Raw genomic sequence first — 21,776 nt, 5'->3', positions numbered from 1 at the left:
AACACGATACCGTTAGCAATATAAGGCCTTAGCTCGTTATCATGAGCGGCGAGTAATTGAGCACTCCGGCCAGTAAAAAGCATAGCGATTTTTATATCACCGGGAAAGCGAACTCAACGAAAATTCCAATTTGCAGGTAAACGACACATGACGGCACGTCCACTCAGCGGTCCAGACTATTTATTCCGCGGATTTAAAATAATGCGCCAACCGGGCATACGCCTATTCGTCGCCATTCCATTACTCATCAATTTTATAATTTTTGGCACCTTCACCACCCTGACACTGGAGGCCATGTCTGGCTGGATAAACCAGGTGGTCGAATGGCTGCCCGGCTGGCTAGACTTTTTACGCTGGATTCTGTGGCCGCTGGCGGTCATTCTGGTGCTGGCAATAGTAATGTATATATTTAGCACCGTGGCCAATATCATCGCCGCCCCTTTCAATGGTCTACTGGCTGAAAAAGTCGAGGAAATGCTAACTGGGGAAGAGGTTTCTGGCCGCGAAACCATTGGCATGGCAATCGCTAGCTTTCCCAAAAGTATTGGCCGCGAAGCTCAAAAGCTACTCTATTACCTGGGTTTTGCGATTCTTACACTAATCGCCAGCTTTGTGATTTCGCCGCTCGCGCCAGTACTTTGGTTTGCACTAAATGCGTGGATGATGGCAATAGAATACTGCGATTATCCCATGGACAATCACAAACTCAGCTTTAAAGACGCGCGCAAACGCATTGCGAGCCAGCGTGGCACAAGCGCAAGTTTTGGCGCGCTTGTCATGCTCGGCACCATGGTGCCAATACTGAATCTATTTATTATGCCCGCCGCAGTCTGCGGCGGGACCTTGATGTGGGTTGAACGCCTTAAAGATAAAGGCTAGACAGGGAGTTGGCGAGGCCTAGCGCCCGCCGGTAAGCAAATGCTCTGGGGGACGCTCACAAGGTAGTTTCATACCCAGCTCAGCCTCAATACCCGGCAACAAAAATGCATCATCTTCACAGGCAAAACTAATCGACGTACCCGTCGCGCCAGCTCGCCCGGTACGACCGATGCGATGCACGTAGTCATCAGCATCTTCGGGCAATACGTAATTAATAACGTGACTGACACCCTTAACATGAATACCGCGGCCAGCCACGTCGGTGGCCACTAAACACTCAATATCACCGTCTTTAAATTGCTGCAGGGTACGCGAGCGCTTATTCTGCGGAATTTCGCCAGACAACATACCGCAGCGAATACCCGCCTTCTGCATTTTCTCGAACAGTCGCCGAGTTTCATCACGGCGATTCGCAAAGATAATGACGCTCTTAGCGCTGTCTTGACGAACAATATTAAGCAGCAGTTTGAATTTGTCCTGAGACTCAACTAAATACACTTTTTGATCAACGGTATCCGTCGCCACACTTTCTGGCTCAATTTCAATATTCACCGGTTCTTCGGTCCACTGTTCGGTAAGCCGAATGATGTCGTCGGTAAAGGTGGCACTGAACAGCAGAGTTTGGCGATGACTTTTTTGCGGACAGGAGCGCACAATACGTTTGACCTGCGGAATAAATCCCATGTCCAACATGCGGTCAGCTTCGTCGATAACAAGAATTTCGATTTGATCTAAATACAGGTCTTTGCGACCTTCAAAATCTAGCAGCCGACCCGGTGTTGCCACCACGATATCAACCATACCAGCCAGTTTATCTTGCTGCTTTTGGTAATCCATACCACCTATTAAGGTGACTACATTTAAGCCGCAGTGCTTACCGATTTCGCGGGCATCTTCACCAATCTGCACCACCAATTCGCGAGTAGGGGCAATAATTAAAGCCCGTGGTTCGCCCGCAAAACGCTCTTCAGTAATCGGATTGCTCAGTAGATCATTAAATATGGTGATTAGAAATGCTGCGGTTTTGCCCGTTCCCGTTTGCGCCTTACCGATCACATCATTGCCGCGCAAGGTGTGGGGTAGCGATTCAGCTTGGATGGGGGAACAATATTTGAAGCCGCTATCGGCAATACCGCGCATTAGGCTAAGGTCCAGACCAAGGTCGTGAAACCGAGTTTTACCTTCTTCAGGCGCCACCTCAAACTGCTTTAATGACCACTTTTCTTTTTCTACTACCGAGACGTTATTTTGACCTCGTCCTCCACGCTTATGCCCGTCGCCGTGCTTGGCTTTAACATCCGGCTTAGCTGATGACTTAACCGCCACTCGCGAATTATCGGTGGCGCTAGCAGTAACGGGCGCCGACGGTGAGGGTTTATTTGATCCAAATAACTTTTTTAACAAAATACAGTCTTCTTACATTGCTCAATAATCAGCCATTCTAGCATCATTCATTAGCTACCGTGACAACCTGCTTTTCTGAGGGCTTCACCGGTGCTTCTAATTCAGGTTCAGGCGTCACCTCCGGCTCCCCTTTAGTCTCGATATCTGGCTCCACCTTGGACGCCACCGTCTTTGGTTTGAGATACTGCCGCGCACTTCGATCGATAAAATAATCCAGACTCAAATAGCGGCCTGCGCCACTAAACAACAGGCTCAACAGCATTATAAAATACGTTGCGGCAAACTCAATACCGTTGTTCAGCACGGCAAAATTGCCCTTTTCGGTCAACCAGCCATAGTGGCCGTAGTCATTAAGTAGACCATCGGCCCGCGCCAAACGCTCACCAATGCCGATACTATTTTCTATACTTGCCCTTGCCATTGGCACGCCGATATCAGCGAGCGGCTTAGCTGTGCTGGTAATTGGATTACTAGGCGCTATGGCAAACCAGCCATTGTCCCAGTGCACCGTCGTCGCCGCCACTACCATAACCACCATCAGTGGAATACTTACCCAGCGCACCGCTAAGCCAAACAATAATAAAAAACCACCAATCAATTCGGTATACGTGACCAAATATGCCATCAATTCTGGGTAGGGTAGATTCAAACCTTGCGCCAACCACATCGCCGTCGCATCAAAGTGTTGCAACTTATAAAGCCCAGCAGCGAGCATGATTGGGGCTAAATAAAGACGAATTAAAAATGGGGCGACCCCATCAAGCTTGCCAAGCAGCGTAAAAAAACCGTTGTGTAGAAAATAATATGCCCCGAGAATCGCTCTCATAAGAATGCCTCATTATTGTTATTGTCGTGCTACTGCATGTCGCGATTTTATTTTAATAACGCCAGGATAAGTACCCAGTAAAACATCTTACAGCACCAGCCCCAGTAACTTCAGCCGCGCAGGCGGCAAACCGGACACTCTGGGTCACGGCGTAAATTTAGCTGCCGCACTTCCATACTCATACCATCAATCAACAGCAGCCGGCCAACCAGTGTTTCGCCAAGCCCAGTGATACATTTTAGGGTTTCCAGCGCCTGCATACTGCCCATCATGCCGACGACGGGAGCAAGTACTCCGCTCTCCGCACAGTTCAATGCGGCGTCATCCACCTCGTGATAAAGGCAGCGGTAACAAGGCGAATCATCTCGCCTAAAATCAAAGACACTTAACTGCGCCTCACCACGAATCGCCGCTCCAGAAATGAGTGGCCGGCGCGCTAGGGCGCAGGCTTCATTTAAAGCGAAACGCGTAGTGAAATTATCACTGGCGTCGACCACCACATCGACCTGCTGTACCGCTTCTGTCAGCGCCTCACCACATAAACGCATATCCAGCATCACGAGCTTAGTTTCTGGATTAATGGCTTTAATACTGTCAGCGACCGACTCCGCTTTTAAGCGGCCAATATCGGCCTGAGCGTGAGCAATTTGGCGCTGCAAATTACTCAATTCAACCGTGTCGTCGTCGGCCAAATGTAATTCGCCCACCCCCGAAGCCGCAAGATACAGGGCCGCAGGGCAACCTAGCCCCCCCATACCTACAATCAATACTTTACTGTTTAATAGAGCTTGCTGGCCGTCAATACCTAAACCCGACAGCAAAATATGGCGGCTGTAACGCAGCAACTGCTCATCAGTCATCACAACCATGTCCCCCAGCTAATTCGCTCATTGCCACCGTAGTCGGCCTGTGAGGCCACATCAACAAAACCGCGTTCAATTAAGGCCTGCCGCACCAACTCGCCCTGCTGATAGCCATGCTCCAGCAATAACTCGCCGCCACTGAGTAAATACGCCGGTGCCTCGCGAATAATACTGAGCAAATCTGCCATGCCGTCATTGGCCGCCACCAGTGCAGACGCGGGTTCAAAGCGAACATCGCCTTCACTTAAATGCGGGTCTTGAGCATCTATATAAGGTGGGTTACTCACAATGAGACTAAAGCCCTGGGCGGGAATAGCCGCAAACCAGTTTGAACAAACTAGCCGCACATTTGTCAGACCCAGCGCCATGCGATTTTGCTCTGCCAAAGAAACCACCTCGGCAGAAAAGTCTGAAGCCAGCACCAATGCATCTGCCCGCTCCGATGCCAAGGCTAGCGCAATGGCGCCAGTTCCCGTGCCAAGATCTAATATCTGCGGCTTAGCCCTTGAGGTCAGCATGGCCAGCGCCCGCTCTACTAAGCATTCAGTATCTGGGCGAGGAATAAGTGTAAGCGGCGACACAGCTAAGGGCAGCGACCAAAAATCGCGCTCGCCCAAAATATGCGCTATCGGCTCACCGGCCACACGGCGATCTAACAAGCTCAGAAATTGCTGAGCCTGAGCCGTCTCAACTTCACGCTCAGGCCAGGTGTATAGGTAGCTGCGCGGTTTTCCAAGACAATGACACAGCAGCAGGGCGACATCTAAATCAGGCGAATCGCTTGCCCCAAGTAAACGCTGTCGCATCGCCATCGCCGCAGCGATCGTCAATGCGGTCGTATCGCACTGATCCGTCATTATTCCGCCAGCGCGGCCAAGAGATCGGCTTGGTATTCCTGCCGCAGCGGCGACACAACACAATCCACATCGCCCTGCACAAATTCATCTAGCTTGTACAAGGTTAAATTGATTCGATGATCCGTCACTCGCCCCTGGGGGAAATTATAGGTGCGAATACGCTCTGAGCGATCGCCGCTGCCGACAAGATTACGGCGCTCTGTTGCCTGATCTTGCTGCAATTTACTACTGGCCGCATCGTTCACTTTCGCTGTTAACAAGGACATCGCCCGCGCCTTGTTCTTGTGCTGGGAGCGCTCGTCCTGACACTCCACGACAATACCGGTGGGAATGTGAACAATACGGACGGCCGAATCGGTGGTGTTTACATGTTGACCACCCGCGCCACTAGACCTAAAGGTGTCGATGCGCAAATCACCCTTATTAATTTCTATCTCATCAGCCTCTTCCGGCTCAGCCATGATCGCCACCGTACAGGCAGACGTGTGGATACGACCCTGTGATTCCGTTTCTGGCACACGCTGCACGCGATGTGCTCCGGATTCAAACTTGAGGTGACCGTATACCTCCTTGCCCTCAACGCGACTGATAATTTCTTTAAACCCGCCATGCTCGCCCTGGCGCTCACTCAATACCTCTACTCGCCAGCCCTTGCGCTCCGCATAACGGGAATACATGCGAAACAAATCACCGGCAAAAATAGCCGCCTCATCACCGCCGGTACCGGCGCGTATTTCTAAAAATACATTGTGGGAATCGTTGGGGTCACGGGGTAGCAGCAGGGTTTCCAACTCAATTTCTAACGCTGCCATTTTAGCTTTGGCGGATGCCACTTCGTCTTCAGCCATCTCACGCATATCAGCGTCATCTTCCGTCAACATCGCCGTCGCCTCGGCCAGATCTTCAGCAACCTGACGAAATCGACCATAGGCTTCAACCACTGGTTCAATTTCGGCGTACTCTCGCGACAGGCCGCGAAAGCGATCTTGATTGGCAATAATTTCACCATCGCTCAACAGCGCGCCGATTTCTTCATAACGATCAAGTAAATTGTCGAGCTTAATGACAATAGAGGACTTCATAGTTTCTCACTTAAGGTGTGGTGGCTGTGCTCAGGAATCGCTGTCTTTAAGCTGGAATAATTCCCGCGCCCAGTGAATAAGATCGGTCCGCCCTTTCGCACCCGCCTCTTTTATTTGTGTCGTCGGGCTATGTATCAATTTATTGGTTAAGCCACGTGCCAGCTGTTCCAGCACTTGCTCGGCATCGTCTCCCCGCGCCAAATTTCGCAGCGCGCGATCAAGTTCAGTGTCGCGTAATTGCTCTGCCTTTGCTCGGAAATCTCTCACCGTACCCACTGCGTCTAAGGCCCGCAACTGTGACTCCCACTCGGCGAGGGCGAGGGTAATAATATCGCCGGCTTTGCGAGCCTCACCCTGTCTGGCACGTTTGTTTTCTTCAACAATCTCGCGCAAGTCATCAACGGTATAAAGATAGACATCCGCTAACTCGGCAACCTGGGGCTCAATATCACGCGGCACCGCAATATCAATCATCACCATTGGCCGATGTTTGCGCTTTTTCAGTGCGCCCTCTACAGCGCCCTTGCCCAAAATAGGGAGCTGGCTTGCGGTAGAGGCCACCACAATATCTGCGCCAACAAGGCTCTGCGGGATATCAGACAGCATCACCGCCTCTGCCCCAAATTTTTGGGCCACTTCCCGGGCGCGCTCAAGGGTGCGGTTGGCAATAATAATGCGTTTTATCCCTTTGTCATGAAGATGACGCGCCACTAGCTCAATAGTTTCGCCCGCACCTATTAGTAGCGCGGTACAACTGCTCAGTGACGAAAACACATGTTGCGTTAAATTAACCGCCGCGTATGCCACTGACACTGGGTTCTCTCCCACACCGGTGTCGGTACGGACACGCTTAGCAACCGAGAAAACATGAGCAAAGATGCGGTGCAGAATACCGTTTGCGGTACCCGCATCAACAGCAAGCGCGTAGGCAGATTTCATTTGCCCAAAAATCTGCGGTTCACCCAAGACCATTGAATCCAGACCCGCAGCGACTTCCATCATGTGCCGCAAAGCGCCGTCGCGTCGATGATCATAAATACATGCGTTCAGTTCAGCACGATCAATATGGTGATACGCCGACAGCCAATCCAGCATACTCGTGGCCGCGGCATCACTATCATCTTCAGCAATCCCGTACAGTTCGGTACGGTTGCAGGTGGACAGAATAGCCAGCTCCGACACCCCGGTGCAATCCAAGGCGTCTTTCAAGGCTTGTTCCATTTGCTCAGGCACAAATGCCACCCGCTCGCGAACCGAGATGGGTGCTGAATTGTGATTAATGCCAATTACGAGCAAATTCATTAGATACCGAGTGCCTGCATTTCCGGAGCGAAGCTAAGATAGCAGGGAATTTTAGCAAGACAGGGGCCAAATGTGGATTTTATTACCAGCTTTCACTAAACAATCTGCGCCAAGGGCACAATCAACGAATTAAATTCTGTGATGAATGTCCTATGATGCAACCCTAACCACCAGCAAAGAGCCATGCTAATATTGGCTTTTAATTACGGTACCGACATTTTCGCTATGCCCCAGATCTTCACTAGTCTCTTCCTCAGCTTCGCTATCTTTACCCTGGGTGGCTGCGCCGCGCTAATGCCTGAGTCAGAACCGAAGCAAGCCAATGAAAACGCCTCCAAGCTAAGCTCGGAGGCGATCGCACGCCCGTTTCCTGAAGATGCTTTTTTCGATTTACTGGTTGCCGAAATCGCGCTTCGCAATCAAGACCTTGAAACCGCGCTGGACAATTACACCTACCAAGCAGAAAAAACCGGTGATCTCGGCGTCATTATCACCACTGCCAAACTGGCCCAATACCTTGACCGCAGCGATATCGCCATCATTTATGCCCAGCGCTGGGTGAGCGCGGAGCCTGATGCCGCAGAGGGCTACTTCATTCTGTCCTCAGCGCTAGCTAAAACCCAAGACCCGCTTACCGCACTGCCTTATATGGTGAAAGTACTGGATCTCGGTGGCGACAGTAATTTTGCCGCCTTGGCCGCAACCGTGCTTGCGCGTCCAGAAACCGAGCAATTGGAGTTTCTCCAAGAACTAAATACCCAGCTAAAACTTCACCCTGGCGACAACACCCTAAAAATTGCCAAGGCCTTAATCCTGCAATACCAAAAACAGGAAGCCGCCGCGCTGAAACTTATTCGCGAAGTGCTGAATGAGGAGCCCGACAACCCCCACGCACTATTAATTGAAACCCGCACCCTAAGCCAACTGGGCCGCAACGACGAAGCACTTACCCGTCTGCGCTACGCCGTAGATCAAAATCCCCGCCATAAACGTCTGCGACACGATCTCGCTAGACACTTGGTAAAAATCGATCTATTCCAAGCCAAAGCCCAGTACGAAGAGCTAGTCAGGCAAAACCCCTCCGAGCGGGATTTACTACTTGAGCTCATGCTGATCAATCGCGAACTCAGCAATACTGATGAAGTTGCCGCACAACTGCAGTCCCTTAACGACACCCCTGAACTTCGCAGCCGCGCCAACTATATTCTCGGCCGCCTAGATGAGGAGGACCGAAACTGGCAAAACGCAATTGACCATTATTTACAGGCTACCGGTAGCGATGAATTTCACCAGTCTAGCCAGCGTATTGCGAGCATCAGCCTGGCTATAGAAGACGTCGACAAGACCCTAGCACGCCTACGCGCACTGCGACTTAACCACCCTGAACAGACCGTCTTCGTCTATTTATTAGAAGCAGAAATATTACGCAAAGAAATGCGCTACCAACAAGGTTATGACTTACTCACTGCCGCCTTAAAAACCGATACTAACGACGAAGAGCTTCGCTACGCACGATCACTATTCAGCGAGCGACTAGGTAATATCGACGCCGTAGAGAGTGATTTACAGTATATTATTGATCGCGACCCAGAAAATGCCACCGCGCTGAATGCACTGGGGTATAGCCTCGCCAATCTCAGCACTCGCCTAGACGAGGCCGAAGCATTAGTGAAGCGCGCACTGGAACTAGAACCTAATGACCCGGCTATTATTGACAGCTACGGCTGGATAATGCTGCTAAAGGGTAATATCAAGGAAGCCGTAACGCTATTAGAGCGGGCATTTAAATATACCCAAGATCATGAGATTGCAGCCCACCTCGGCGAGGCACTGTGGCTAAGTGGCGATAAAGACCGCGCGAAAGTCGTGTGGGAAGCCGGCCTAAAAGATACGCCAAACAGCCCGATCATTATGGAAACACTTCGCAGACTCGGCCTTTTTAATGAGTAAACCAATTATGTCAACACCGCTTACAGTGCGAGGCCTCGCAATTTTCTTAGTGCTGCTTATTAGTGCCTGCGCCACCCCCCCAAAACCGCCTGTGGATAGCGAATCTGAAACATGGCAATTGCAGGGGAAAATAGGGCTTTGGTATAAGGACACGCAAGAGAGCGCTACTATTGACTGGTCGCAGTGCAGCACTGAACAAGTCCGTATTCGCCTTAGCGGGCCGCTTGGCGCCGGCGGCATAGAATTATCCGCCGATCAATCTGGAGCCCGCCTTATACAAGGCGGCGACACTAGCAGAGCCGACAGTATTGATGAGCTCGCCAGCCGTGCAGAGTGGCCGATACCCGTCGAAGCGCTTCGCTTCTGGGTAAGAGGCCGCCCCATACCCAGCGAAAAATTAGACGGTCGGGTGAATACCAATGGTCAGATAGAGCAATTGGCGCAAATGGGCTGGCAGATTAGCTATCGCTACAAAACGCCGTTTCACCAGCTACCCAATAGAATTTCAGCCGAATCAGCCAATACCCGCCTGACCCTAATCATCAGCGAATGGCAAGACCAGCCCAAGCTCTGCACCCCATAATGCAAACACTTATTCTGCCCTGCCCGGCTAAAATAAACCTATTTCTTAATATCACCGGCCGTCGCGAAGACGGCTACCATGAACTGCAAACACTCTTTCAACTCCTCGATTATGGCGACACACTGACACTAAAACACCGCACCGATGGCGAACTTAACCTCATTAGCGATATTAATGGCGTCAACAGCGAAGATAATTTAGTGATGCGCGCCGCCAGAAAACTTCAGTGCTTGGCCGTCGACATTCCCGCCGGTGCAGACATCACCTTAGAAAAACGGCTGCCCATGGGCGGCGGCATCGGCGGCGGCAGCTCAGATGCCGCTAGCACCCTAATAGGCCTGAATCAGCTATGGCAGCTTGGTCTCAGCATTAATACCTTAGCGGAGATCGGCCTTGAACTGGGCGCCGATGTACCGGTATTTGTGCGCGGCCGAACCGCATGGGCGGAGGGAATAGGCGAAAAATTAACGCCAATAGAAACTCCAAACTTATGGTATGTGGTGCTAAAGCCCGACTGCCATGTCGCCACAGTTGAAGTTTTTTCTCATGAACAATTGACACGCCATGACTCACCGATCAAAATAGCGACCTTTCTTGAGGGGGGTACCGGAAATAGTTGCGAACCATTGGTTCGAAAACTTTATCCGGACATTGATAAGGCCTTGATTTGGCTGGAACAATTCTCTCCCGCGAAGCTGACCGGAACAGGCGCTTGCGTGTTTGCCAGCTTCAAAGATCAGATGACTGCACAGGCAGTTTGCGCACAACGTCCAAATGAACTTTTTGGTTTTGTTGCCCGAGGCATAAATACCTCGCCACTGCATAACGCACTGGGCTTACTGTAAAAAGTTATCTTAAAAAGTTTATTGGGGTGTCGCCAAGTGGTAAGGCACTGGGTTTTGATCTCAGCATCCGTAGGTTCGAGTCCTACCACCCCAGCCAATTTCAAACCATGCTGCCAAATACAGCATGGTGTTCGACATCAGTCGCGCAAATAACGATCCGAAGACTGTTCGGTTTTTAATAACGCCGCCAGTAAGCACCTAACTTTTCAAAACACATGCCCAACAGGACTCTGACCGTGCCCAAGATGATGGTCTTCACCGGCAATGCCAATCCCGAACTTGCACGTAAAGTTGTTGAGCACTTGCACCTACCGCTCGGCGACGCCACCGTTGGCAAATTCAGCGATGGCGAAATTTACGTAGAAGTAAATGAAAACGTTCGCGGCGCTGACGTCTTCCTTTTACAGCCAACCTGTGCGCCAACCAATGACAACTTGATGGAACTAATTGTCATGGCAGACGCCATGCGCAGAGCCTCAGCCGGCCGTATTACCGCCGTTGTTCCCTATTTTGGCTATGCTCGTCAAGACCGTAGGGTTCGCTCCCAGCGAGTACCTATTTCGGCCAAAGTGGTTGCCGATATGATGAGCGGCGTGGGCATCAACCGCGTACTGACCGTTGATCTACACGCAGAACAGATTCAGGGCTTTTTCGACGTCCCGGTAGATAACGTTTACGGCTCACCGGTTCTCCTCGATGACATTAGCCGTCAGCAGTACACCAATCAAATGGTGGTATCTCCTGACATTGGCGGTGTGGTTCGAGCCCGCGCTGTAGCTAAGCAGTTAGATGATGCCGACCTCGCTATTATTGATAAGCGTCGGCCACAGGCCGGTGTTGCTCAGGTCATGCATATTATCGGTGAAGTACGGGGAAAAACCTGCTTACTGGTTGACGATATGGTCGATACCGCAGGCACATTATGTAAAGCAGCCGAGGCATTAAAAGAGCACGGCGCAGCAAAAGTTGTCGCTTACTGTACACATCCTGTATTATCTGGCGCCGCCATTGCGAACATCAATGGTTCTGAACTTGACGAACTCGTTGTCACCGACACTATTCCCTTGTCAGAAGATGCACGCAATTGCAAAAAAATTCGCCAGCTAACCCTGGCAAATCTATTGGCCGAGTCAATTCGACGGGTCAGTAATGAAGAGTCGATAAGCGCCCTGTTTCGTTAAACCACTGCGGTTTAATGGCAAGGCCATCGACATTTACCGCCGCACTGGTCGCAAGTCGGCGGTTTTCGCGTTATTAAGGAAACTATTATGTCTAACGATTACACAGTCAGCGCCAAAGCACGCGCAGATGTAGGGAAAGGTGCGAGCCGCCGCCTACGTCGTCTGGAAAGTGAAGTACCCGCGATTGTTTATGGTGGCGACAAAGCCCCACAAATGATCAGTATTCTGCACAAAGATTTCTTGTGGTTCTTGGAAGATGAAGCCTTCTTCACCTCTGTTGTCACTCTGGATATCGATGGCAAGCAAGAATCTGTTGTACTGAAAGATTTGCAACGCCACCCAGCTAAGCTAAAACTGCTTCATGCTGACTTTTTACGCGTTGACGCCAACACCATGCTTACTCTGCACGTACCACTGCACTTCTTGAACGAAGAAAGCTGCGTTGGCGTGAAAAATCAGGGCGGCAACATCACTCACGCCGCAACTGACTTAGAAGTGCATTGCTTGCCGAAAGATCTACCTGAGTTCATCGAAGTGGACATGGCGCTGGTTGAAGTCGGCACCACCCTGCACATTTCTGACCTGAAGCTCCCAGAAGGTGTAGAAAGCACCGCACTGGCACTAGGTGAAGATCACGACCAAGCGGTCGCCGCTGTACATGCGCCACGTGGCGGCAGTGACGAAGACGAAGATGACGACGCGGCTCCAGCAGCAGCTGTCGAAGAGTAAACTGCTAGCCCCTCGGGGCTAACAGTCACAGGCGCACCATTGGAAACGATAAAACTGATAGTAGGGCTGGCGAATCCCGGCCCGCAATATCAAGATACACGTCACAATGCGGGCGCCTGGTTTGTTTCAGAGCTGGCCCGGCAACAAGGCTGCACGCTGAATAGCGAAGCTCGCTTCTTTGGCGACACCGCCAGAATTCATTACCACGGTCACGACCTGCGTCTGCTTATTCCAAGCACCTTTATGAATCGCAGCGGACAAGCTATCGCCGCACTCGCTAATTTCTACAAAATCACTCCGGAAGCCATACTCGTCGCCCACGACGAACTGGATATTCCGCCCGGCACCGCGCGCTATAAAAATGGCGGCGGTCACGGTGGCCACAATGGCCTGCGCGACACCGTTGCTCAACTGGGTAACAATAGTAAATTTCATAGACTAAGAGTCGGTATCGGCCACCCCGGCCACGCCTCTCAAGTCACCAATTATGTGCTTGGCAAACCACCCGCAGATGAGCGAATCAGCATAGATCGCTGCATAGACGAAGCACTGCGCACTTTAGAAGACGCGGTGCGCGGCGACTGGGCCAAAGCCATGAATCAACTGCATAGCTACAAACAAGGGTAATATCACATGGGCTTTAACTGCGGCATCGTCGGACTTCCAAACGTCGGCAAATCCACCCTCTTCAACGCCCTAACCAATGCCGGCATTGACGCGGCCAACTTCCCCTTCTGCACCATAGAGCCCAACTCCGGCATCGTCATGGTCCCAGATCCGCGCCTGCACGCGCTGACAGAAATTGTAAAGCCAGAGCGCGTCATGCCCGCCACCATGGAGTTCGTCGACATAGCCGGGCTGGTAGCCGGCGCTTCAAAAGGCGAAGGCCTAGGCAATAAATTCCTCGCCAATATTCGCGAAACTGATGCCATCGCCCATGTAGTGCGCTGCTTTGAAGACGATAATATTATTCACGTCGCCAATAAAATTGATCCCGCCGCCGATATTGAAATCATCAATACCGAACTGGCACTGGCCGATATGGAAAGCATCGACAAACAGCTGCAAAAAGTTGCGCGCGTCGCCAGAAGTGGCGACAAAGAAGCCACCACACTAAAAAACCTGTTTGAAAAGTTGCTCGCCCACCTAGACCAGGGCAAACCCGTGCGCTCACTAGCACTGGACAAAGAGGAACTAGCGCGCGTCAACACCCTGCACTTGCTTACTATCAAACCGACAATGTACATCGCCAACGTCAACGAAGACGGTTTTGAAGATAATCCTCACCTCGAGACAGTCCGCGCCATCGCCGCCGAAGACGGCGCCATAGTGGTACCTATTTGCAATAAACTCGAATCCGAAATTGCCGAGCTCGACGAAGATGAAAAAGCCGAATTCCTCGCAGACCTCGGCATGGAAGAGCCAGGACTAGACCGTGTTATACGCGCCGGCTACCAACTCTTGGGTCTACAAACCTACTTCACCGCCGGTGTAAAAGAAGTTCGCGCGTGGACCATACCCGTTGGCGCCACCGCACCGCAATCTGCCGGCGTGATTCACACCGACTTTGAAAAAGGCTTTATTCGCGCAGAAGTTATCGCCTACAACGACTTCATTCAATACAAAGGCGAACAAGGCACCAAAGACGCAGGAAAATGGCGATTAGAAGGCAAAGACTACGTCGTTAAAGACGGCGATGTTGTCCATTTCCGCTTCAATGTGTAACACAAACTGATCGGCGCTTGACAAGGTGCGCCGATCCTTGGAAAATGCGCGCCTTCTCTCCTCAGAGAGACTGTGGCAAGGTAGCTCAGTTGGTTAGAGCACAACACTCATAATGTTGGGGTCGGCGGTTCGAATCCGCCCCTTGCTACCATTATTCAAAGAAACCACCTAACGGTGGTTTTTTTATGCATCCAGATAAGTAATCAGCGCCTGACGGGTGGATGAGAACCGCCGCGCGGTTCGATAAAATGCGCTCAGCATTTTAGACGGCGATAGCCGCCCGAAGGGGCAATAACAGGCCCTAGCCTGTTATTGATCAATCCTTACTCAGCCCCTTGCTACCATTATTCAAAGAAACCACCTAACGGTGGTTTTTTTATGCCCCCAGATAAGTAATCTGCACCTGACGGGTGGATGAGAACCGCCGCGCGGTTCGATAAAATGCGCTCAGCATTTTAGACGGCGACAGCCGCCCGAAGGGGCAATAACAGGCCCTAGCCTGTATTGATCATAAAATGCGCTCAGCATTTTAGACGGCGACAGCCGCCCAAAGGGGCACTAACAGGCCCTAGCCTGTTAGTGATCAATCCCAGAATATCCTCGCCTTCTGAGCAGTTACTTGTAGACTGAGGGAAACTGACTAGCAATTATGCTGGAACTAAAAATTCTATCGGGGTAATAAATGCCAGCTAATATCTTGCAGCGCGTATATCAATCTCTTGGTCTGATTGGCGATCAGACGCCGCGCGATCTGGCTATGCCGCCGCAGAGAAACCCACCATCACCGCTTCCGACTTTTATTCAGTTTATTCGCTCTCGCCTCAGCCTGCTAAATCAGCCGCCAAAGGCCGATGATATCGCCGCCGCCTTTGTCCAGCGTTTAGAGCTAAGCCTTGAACGCCTTGATAGCCAGCTGAGTAGTTGCACCTGGTTTACCTTGGTCGCCGGTAGACAGGAATGGCTGGATACCGGCATTGATATGGCAGCAGGCGAGTCGGTAACCGTAATGGGAGATGGCCGCTTATATCTTTCACGTCCGCTGGATGTGGCCATCGGGCCGAGTTTTGGCTTGTGGTATCGAATCGTCGACCGGGGTGGCGCAGGACTCATTAATAAAGTGCCAACGGACGGCGCTGCGATAAGCGCAGAACAGGGCGGAAGATTACAGCTAATTACCGCCGTGCCCGGCGAATTTGGCGATCCGCAGGGCGGCTTTGATGCGAGTATCGCTAAACTACCTACTAGTGGGCAGTTTAGCGTTGCGGTTTTACGATGGCATACCGATATTGAGAACGCATTGACTGCCGCGGCTGCGGCGGACGTAGATTTGTTCGGCCCAATACTGGCGCGCTTTAAAAATCCTGTTCGGCCGCCGAAGGGCTGGCACTATCTTTGGCGCCTGGGCGCCAGCGAAATCTACCACGCTGATGACAATGGCTTGTGTTGTACCACCCATGCTGACGGCGGAATCTTGCAATATCCACTTGATATGCGGCTAAGCAGTGATTTGGTCTTCAACTGGCAATGGTGTGTTGACGCCCTGCCTTCTAAATTGGCCGAGCATATCCAACCAACACACGACTATCTGTCTATCGCGATAGAATTCGACAACGGCCTCGATCTTACCTATATGTGGAGCAGCACCCTGGATGTCGACACGATTTTTCAATGTCCCTTACCGTGGTGGGATAAGCGCGAAACCCATTGGGTACTGCGCAATGACTCGGCAGATCTAGGACACTGGCTGAGTGAATCACGCAATATTCAGGCTGACTATCTTAGGGCTATCGGCGGGCCGCTGCCGGAAAAGGTCGTTGGCGTATGGCTAATTGCCAATTCTGCTTTCCAGCGCGGTGAAGGCCATTGCCGCTATCGTCAGATAGCGTTAGAAAGTAATAGCGGTATAGAAAGCATCCATAAGTAACGCGTATTTTGGGCGTCAGGTAACCGTCGCAAGGGCCGATAAGAGGCCCGGTAGGCCATCGATAGAGGTGTTCGCCCGCACAACTGCACATAAGATGAGCCACGAACACTATTTTTGACCTCCCCCTTGCAAGTTTCCCGCACAAATCAGCAAACTACGCTAATATGCTTTCATAGTTAGTAACTTGCTAAGCCGAGAAAATATAACATCTGTCGACCACCACGGTCCGCCAGAACCGCCGAAGAGATAGAGGAAGTCACTTATGAAGGTCTTGTTTCGTACCTGCCTATTAATGTTCACAGTATTTTTATTTGCTGGCTGCGGCGGTGGAAGTAGCAACGGCGAACCATCGTTAACACCTTCTGAGACTCCTTCCTCAAATGATGGCACTACAAATCCGGATACCGGAAGTGTTGATACAACAGTTATTCGTTTCGGATCATTTGATGGTGGCGGTACCTTTACAGCGGGAACAATTGCGACGAACGCAATTGATCTAAACGCGAGTGAAAGCGCGGCGCTCACTGTTGCAATAAGAGACAACAACAATAATCCCGTAACGGACGCTGCTGACATCTTCTTTTCCTCAACCTGCATAGATGTAGGGCTTTCTGAAATAAACCCTGTTGTGACACAAAATACCAATGGAACAATAAACGCGACTTATACAGCAAGAGGGTGTTCTGGCAATGACGAAGTAACCGCACAGACAACATTGAACGGCACTAGCTTTAGCGCGGAAGTAACGATAAACACGACTCCGGCACCCCTAGGATCAATTACCTTCACAAGTGCCGAGCCTAATATTATAGGTATAAAAAGTTCTGGCGCAATTCCCGAACAGTCAGTAGTTAGCTTCAAAGTTACGAACACATCCGGCGGACCAGTTCCCAATCAGGACGTAACATTTGAGCTAGACTCAAGCGTCGGAGGAATATTTTTAAGTAATGCACAAGGCATTACAAATGAAAGCGGCATAGTAACCACGACGATCAATGCAGGTAGCATTCCAGTTCCCGTTCGCATAACTGCCACGGCAAACCAAAACGGCACGATTAGTAAGGCAGTTTCAAGCTCTTTAGTAATTACGACTGGAATCGCGGATGCCGACAGCTTTTCAGTAGGAGCAGTAACTCCAAACATTGAAGGCTGGGAACGAGACGGCATTAGTACACAGATTGTCGCAAGAGCAGCCGATCGCTACAACACTCCCGTTCCAGATAAAACGTCTATTGCATTTCAAGCAGAGGGAGGCGTTATTAATCCCAGTTGTGAAACAACTAATGGAGTCTGCTCTGTTACTTTTACATCCCAAAATCCTCGGCCTCAAGACGGTCGAGTTACAATATTGGCGACTATACTCGGGGAAGAAAATTTCATTGATTTAAATGGAAACGGTCAATTCGATGGCAGTTTATTAACTCCGAACGAGATTCAGATCGACCTAGCGGAGCCATTCAGAGATGACAACGAAAATGGAATACACGATAACGCAATTGAGCCCTTTATCGACACTGACAAAAACGGCTCAAGATCTACTGCCAACGGAGATTTTGACGGTCTGCTATGCAATGACAATTGCGGCTCGTCCACTTTAATCATATCGAGCCAAGTGGTCATAGTCTTATCTCAGTCAACTCTTTCGATAGATATATTAGATTCCACAGGAGCAGCTATCACCCCGCCACTAAACATTACTGGCGGCTTAACGAAGGTAACAGTAGACGTCTACTCATTATTTAATGCCGCCACTGCGCCAAGTAATCCAAAACAAATACCGCCGGCAGGAACGGTGATTTCAGCTTCAACTAGCCAGGGAACAATTGATGGTCCAAGCAGTTTTACGGTTCTAGCAAGTTCAGCGCAAGGCCCGCAAAGAGTAGAATTCAGCATCTCTCCTAGCAACGCCGCAGGAACTGGCGTCTTCAGAATTACCGCCACCACTCCAAGTGGCATAATTTCGAGAAGCGACGTAGCAATCATACAGAACTAAAATTCTATTTCACAAATTGTGGCCTAGGAACTCTTCTAGGCCACACAACCCAAATCAATCAATTTCAACGCCACGAATTCCTTATTTACGGCGGCACTTCCCCATGATCCTAATGTGCTAAAATCCCCAAATACACATGCTCACTAGAACCCTATGACCAAACACGACACCATCTACGCCCAACCCCAAGCTAGCCTCACGCGCTTCGCCTTTGACGAACACGTTGTTGAAGTATTTCCCGACATGATTCAGCGGTCGGTGCCCGGCTATGCAACCATCATTGCAATGACCGGAGTCATGGCAGGTCGATATGCGCAGAGCGGCAGTAATTGCTATGACCTTGGCAGCTCACTGGGCGCCAGCACCTTGGCAATGGCGCGGGAAATTGGCGAGCGCGATTGCCAAATTATCGGAGTCGATAACTCGTCCGCCATGATCGAGCGCTGCCAACACTATATTGCTGACATACCGCAATCTATTGCGCTTCGCTGCGAAAACATTCAAGACACAGCAATCGAAAACGCATCGGTAGTCGTTCTTAACTTCACCCTACAGTTTGTGCCCGCCAGTGAGCGCGCCGCACTGATTCAAAAAATCAGCGACGCCATGCGCCCCGGCGGCATTTTAATTCTGTCGGAAAAAATTGTGTTTTTAGATCCGCGCCTACAGGAACTCAACACCGAGCTTCACCACGCATTTAAACGCGCCAATGGCTATAGCGAGCTAGAGGTCGCGCAAAAGCGAAGCGCACTTGAAGATGTGTTAGTCCCCGAGTCTTTGCAGCAACACCAACAACGACTGCGCGAAGCAGGATTCAGCAGTATTGATGTGTGGTTTCAGTGTTTTAATTTCGCCTCTCTCGTGGCTATCAAATGATCAACTATCAAGTATTTTTAAACCATCTTAGCGAGTACCCTCAACTCGCAAATTGGTCAAAAGAGTTACCCCAGCAAATAGCCGCCGGCCTCAACGAATCTCGTTTTGGCGATCTACCCCGCTGGAAAGAGGCGCTTGCGGCGTTACCGGATCTCCGCCCTGATACCATCGCGCTGAATACCTCGCGGGTGGGCGCTGATGGCAGCGTCAGTGATAGTCAGCGCGAGCAACTGCACGAGGCGCTAAAAGGTTTACACCCATGGCGCAAAGGTCCGTACGAACTCTTTGGTGTGCACATAGATACCGAATGGCGCTCAGACTGGAAATGGGATCGACTCAAAGATGCGATAGCTCCACTTGAGGGACGCACAGTCTTAGATGTTGGCTGTGGCAGCGGCTACCACTGTTGGCGTATGCGTGGCGCCGGTGCAAACTTAGTTGTCGGCATAGACCCGACACCACTATTTGTTATGCAGTATTTCGCCTTGCAAAAATACCTTCAAGACCAGCGCGTCGCTGTTTTGCCAATGGGTATTGAGCACCTTCCAGAAAAGTTACAGGCCTTCGATACCACGTTTTCAATGGGCATTCTTTACCATCGCCGCTCTCCTTTTGATCACCTAATAGCACTGCGGGACAGCCTCCGCCCTGGCGGACAACTGGTGCTAGAAACCTTAGTCATTGAAGGCCGGGCGGGTGAAGTGTTAGTCCCTGAAGGACGCTACAGTAAAATGGGCAACGTGTGGTTTATTCCAAGCACTGCCACCCTTGAGGCCTGGCTGAAAAAAGCCGGTTTTAAATCCCCAAAGCTCATCGACGTTAGCCAAACCTCAAGGAATGAACAACGCAGTACTGACTGGATGAAATTTCATTCGCTGGCCGATTTTCTCAATCCTGACGACCCAAACCAAACGATTGAAGGCTACCCCGCGCCGCGACGAGCCACTTTTATTGCAGAAAAACCCTAACAAGCTCACAAAATCGATAAAATATAACCCTAATGACCTCGCTTAGCCGCGGATCAACGTCACAAAAAGACACTTTTGTGCTATGTTTGAGAAACTTTAAAGTGTGCGCACGCGCCAAAACTTTCAAGAATAGGCACAACAGGTCGAATCATGCAGCAAACTGGAACAGGACTTCTAGCTGACCGCTTAAAATCTCAGTCTCGACTGTGGTTCGGCGAGCACCTGTACCGCTACTTTGACCGCCTCCAAGACAACTTCCATCGTCGTTCTCTAACGGCAACAGACCCGGCCGAAAAATCCGAACTCCTCAGCCAGCAGCACGCCGTCAAACTTGGTCAAGACGAAGGCTTTCGGCTTTTTGCCGAGCACATCAATAGTAGCTTTGATAGCAAACGCGCCTATGACACCGGCAGCTACCCGACCCTAGATCGATTGGCGCAGCGCCTTGAAAAATTACCCGACGCGTATTTTGAAAGTGAAAAGCCACAACTCCGAAATTTTTGCCGCGCAATAGCGCCCATCACGATACTGGCGGGGTTTCAGCAAATTTTGGCGCCCCTAAAACTAGAGGCGGCGCATCGCCATCACGCGCTGACGATGTTCCAGGGCTTGTTAATTCAGGAACTCAGCAAACTCTATGACGAGCTACTCGAATCTCTGCCGGTGGAAACCCAAACCGAAAACGTGGAAGCGTGGATCAGCCATATAAAACAACAGCTAAAAGAAAAGAACCTGTCTACCCAGGAGCGCGCGCTGACAGAAACGCGACTCCAACGTTTACTCAAAATGCACTCCCATCGCCGCAGTGTCACTAGCAATGCTGCGACAATAGAACCCAGTGACAGCGAGCTACTCGACGCGGTGGCAAATATATTTCAGCAATTACCTGCTAAGCGCAGGCTATCTTCTGGAGTGCTCGCCTCGCTCAACACCATGCAAACTTGTATTAGCGCGCTGGCGCTGCGGGATCGCAGTGAATTTATGCATCCCCTACACCCCGCCAGACAGGTCTGTTGTCAGATAATCAACACTCTCGACCAGTGGGACGACGCGCAGCCCATTCAGCGCCAGCAGTTTGAAGCCGAACTAAAAACGATCAGCAGAAAATTTAACGACCACAATATCGAAGCGAATCAGTTCAATAGTATTCGCACGCAAATTGATGCCTGCTGCCAACACTTACTGCAAAGCATCAAACTCAATGACAGACGCAACTTGAATGCCGAAGTTGGTCAGAAGCGACTTACTCGTTTACGCAGGAAAGTGCACGACATGCTAGACGAGAAAACCCAGCATATTGATCTCCCCCTGAGCATCGACAATATGCTCTACGGTCCTATGACAACGGTCATTCTGTATCACTGGCTGCGCCACGGCAGTAACGGCGCTCCGCTACGCCGCAGCCTGCAACTTATCGATGACATACTCTGGTATATTCAACCGCACTCGGACTGGTCAGAGCTTCGCCGCGCGAAAGCAATGAGCAAAGATATAGAAACTGAACTAAGTGACGGTTTGCAGCGCATCAATTACGGCTACCATGCCACCCAAGCATTAATTGAAGACCTTCATCAACTCCGCTTAATCGCATCTGGTCGCAGCGTTAAGGTTAGCAAACCCGACGTCAATCACTAGTCCCACTGAGCAATAGCCTGTGTCAATCGACGCTGACTGTTGTTGATACCAATCAAAACTAGGTATAATTTCCGGCCCTCATGTTTGACCATCGCGGTCTAACGCGATCCAATTTCTACAGTTTGATCGCTTATCGTAGCGATCACGCATTTAA

The 21,776-nt window shown here is 50.7% G+C and carries 19 protein-coding genes and 2 tRNA genes; 15 read left to right on the top strand and 6 right to left on the bottom strand.

Translation table 11 applies throughout. The features are described 5' to 3' along the window. Positions 1 to 147 precede the first annotated feature (147 nt). On the top strand, positions 148 to 879 hold the full coding sequence (cysZ, locus tag AB4875_RS05520; RefSeq protein WP_368375052.1) for a sulfate transporter CysZ: 732 nt from the start codon (positions 148 to 150) through the stop codon (positions 877 to 879). 18 nt (positions 880 to 897) lie between these two features. Here cysZ and rhlB read toward each other — a convergent pair whose 3' ends face one another. The 6 genes from rhlB to hemA all read right to left on the bottom strand — a co-directional run bounded on the left by rhlB (position 898) and on the right by hemA (position 7,213). Continuing rightward, on the bottom strand, positions 898 to 2,283 hold the full coding sequence (gene rhlB, locus AB4875_RS05515) for an ATP-dependent RNA helicase RhlB (protein ID WP_368375051.1): 1,386 nt from the start codon (positions 2,281 to 2,283) through the stop codon (positions 898 to 900). 43 nt (positions 2,284 to 2,326) lie between these two features. Then, positions 2,327 to 3,109 (bottom strand): HvfX family Cu-binding RiPP maturation protein, encoded by a 783-nt coding sequence (locus tag AB4875_RS05510; RefSeq protein WP_368375050.1) that lies wholly within the window; start codon positions 3,107 to 3,109, stop codon positions 2,327 to 2,329. A 110-nt stretch (positions 3,110 to 3,219) separates the two neighbouring features. Continuing rightward, complete coding sequence (locus tag AB4875_RS05505) at positions 3,220 to 3,969, bottom strand: HesA/MoeB/ThiF family protein (protein WP_368375049.1); 750 nt, start codon at positions 3,967 to 3,969, stop codon at positions 3,220 to 3,222. Continuing rightward, entirely contained in the window at positions 3,969 to 4,829 is an 861-nt protein-coding gene (gene prmC / locus AB4875_RS05500; RefSeq protein ID WP_438273517.1) for a peptide chain release factor N(5)-glutamine methyltransferase, read from the bottom strand. The genes AB4875_RS05505 and prmC overlap by 1 nt, the downstream gene beginning before the upstream one ends. Then, positions 4,829 to 5,911 carry a peptide chain release factor 1 gene (prfA, locus tag AB4875_RS05495; protein ID WP_368375048.1) on the bottom strand — a complete coding sequence of 361 codons (1,083 nt, stop codon included), beginning with the start codon at positions 5,909 to 5,911 and terminating at the stop codon, positions 4,829 to 4,831. Before prfA ends, prmC begins: the two co-directional genes overlap by 1 nt. Positions 5,912 to 5,941: 30 nt before the next feature. Further along, positions 5,942 to 7,213: a glutamyl-tRNA reductase gene (gene hemA / locus AB4875_RS05490; protein ID WP_368375047.1), complete on the bottom strand. Its 1,272-nt coding sequence runs from the start codon at positions 7,211 to 7,213 to the stop codon at positions 5,942 to 5,944. Positions 7,214 to 7,396: 183 nt separating this feature from the next. On the opposite strand from hemA, the gene AB4875_RS05485 reads away from it, so the two are divergent. The 14 genes from AB4875_RS05485 to AB4875_RS05420 all read left to right on the top strand — a co-directional run bounded on the left by AB4875_RS05485 (position 7,397) and on the right by AB4875_RS05420 (position 21,622). Beyond that, positions 7,397 to 9,163: a tetratricopeptide repeat protein gene (locus tag AB4875_RS05485; RefSeq protein WP_368375046.1), complete on the top strand. Its 1,767-nt coding sequence runs from the start codon at positions 7,397 to 7,399 to the stop codon at positions 9,161 to 9,163. Beyond that, positions 9,156 to 9,746 (top strand): lipoprotein insertase outer membrane protein LolB, encoded by a 591-nt coding sequence (lolB, locus tag AB4875_RS05480; RefSeq protein WP_368375045.1) that lies wholly within the window; start codon positions 9,156 to 9,158, stop codon positions 9,744 to 9,746. Before AB4875_RS05485 ends, lolB begins: the two co-directional genes overlap by 8 nt. Then, entirely contained in the window at positions 9,746 to 10,591 is an 846-nt protein-coding gene (ispE, locus tag AB4875_RS05475) for a 4-(cytidine 5'-diphospho)-2-C-methyl-D-erythritol kinase (RefSeq protein ID WP_368375044.1), read from the top strand. Before lolB ends, ispE begins: the two co-directional genes overlap by 1 nt. A 22-nt stretch (positions 10,592 to 10,613) precedes the next feature. Beyond that, positions 10,614 to 10,688 (top strand) — tRNA-Gln (locus AB4875_RS05470). 151 nt (positions 10,689 to 10,839) lie between these two features. Beyond that, positions 10,840 to 11,772 (top strand): ribose-phosphate pyrophosphokinase, encoded by a 933-nt coding sequence (locus tag AB4875_RS05465; RefSeq protein WP_438273529.1) that lies wholly within the window; start codon positions 10,840 to 10,842, stop codon positions 11,770 to 11,772. A gap of 87 nt (positions 11,773 to 11,859) precedes the next feature. Continuing rightward, a complete protein-coding gene (locus tag AB4875_RS05460; protein ID WP_368375042.1) occupies positions 11,860 to 12,501 on the top strand; it encodes a 50S ribosomal protein L25/general stress protein Ctc in 642 nt (213 codons plus the stop codon). Positions 12,502 to 12,540: 39 nt separating this feature from the next. Then, a complete protein-coding gene (gene pth / locus AB4875_RS05455; RefSeq protein WP_368375041.1) occupies positions 12,541 to 13,128 on the top strand; it encodes an aminoacyl-tRNA hydrolase in 588 nt (195 codons plus the stop codon). A gap of 6 nt (positions 13,129 to 13,134) precedes the next feature. Beyond that, on the top strand, positions 13,135 to 14,226 hold the full coding sequence (gene ychF, locus AB4875_RS05450; protein WP_368375040.1) for a redox-regulated ATPase YchF: 1,092 nt from the start codon (positions 13,135 to 13,137) through the stop codon (positions 14,224 to 14,226). Between the two features lie 74 nt (positions 14,227 to 14,300). Continuing rightward, positions 14,301 to 14,377 (top strand) — tRNA-Met (locus AB4875_RS05445). A gap of 531 nt (positions 14,378 to 14,908) precedes the next feature. Further along, the gene (locus tag AB4875_RS05440; protein WP_368375039.1) at positions 14,909 to 16,150 is read left to right on the top strand and encodes a DUF3047 domain-containing protein; all 1,242 of its coding nucleotides are present in this window, start codon (positions 14,909 to 14,911) and stop codon (positions 16,148 to 16,150) included. Positions 16,151 to 16,412: 262 nt separating this feature from the next. Beyond that, positions 16,413 to 18,143, top strand: a complete 1,731-nt coding sequence (locus AB4875_RS05435) for a hypothetical protein (RefSeq protein WP_368375038.1) — start codon at positions 16,413 to 16,415, stop codon at positions 18,141 to 18,143. A gap of 153 nt (positions 18,144 to 18,296) precedes the next feature. Continuing rightward, positions 18,297 to 19,019 (top strand): carboxy-S-adenosyl-L-methionine synthase CmoA, encoded by a 723-nt coding sequence (gene cmoA, locus AB4875_RS05430; protein ID WP_368375037.1) that lies wholly within the window; start codon positions 18,297 to 18,299, stop codon positions 19,017 to 19,019. Beyond that, positions 19,016 to 19,987 carry a tRNA 5-methoxyuridine(34)/uridine 5-oxyacetic acid(34) synthase CmoB gene (cmoB, locus tag AB4875_RS05425; RefSeq protein WP_368375036.1) on the top strand — a complete coding sequence of 324 codons (972 nt, stop codon included), beginning with the start codon at positions 19,016 to 19,018 and terminating at the stop codon, positions 19,985 to 19,987. The genes cmoA and cmoB overlap by 4 nt, the downstream gene beginning before the upstream one ends. 150 nt (positions 19,988 to 20,137) lie before the next feature. After that, positions 20,138 to 21,622: a DUF1631 family protein gene (locus AB4875_RS05420; RefSeq protein ID WP_368375035.1), complete on the top strand. Its 1,485-nt coding sequence runs from the start codon at positions 20,138 to 20,140 to the stop codon at positions 21,620 to 21,622. Positions 21,623 to 21,776 lie beyond the last annotated feature (154 nt).

The sequence above is a fragment of the Zhongshania sp. R06B22 genome (assembly GCF_040892595.1).
Classification (GTDB): Bacteria; Pseudomonadota; Gammaproteobacteria; order Pseudomonadales; family Spongiibacteraceae; genus Spongiibacter; species Spongiibacter arctica.
Note: the sequence above shows the minus strand (reverse complement) of the source record. Positions and strands in the feature narration are given on the sequence as shown.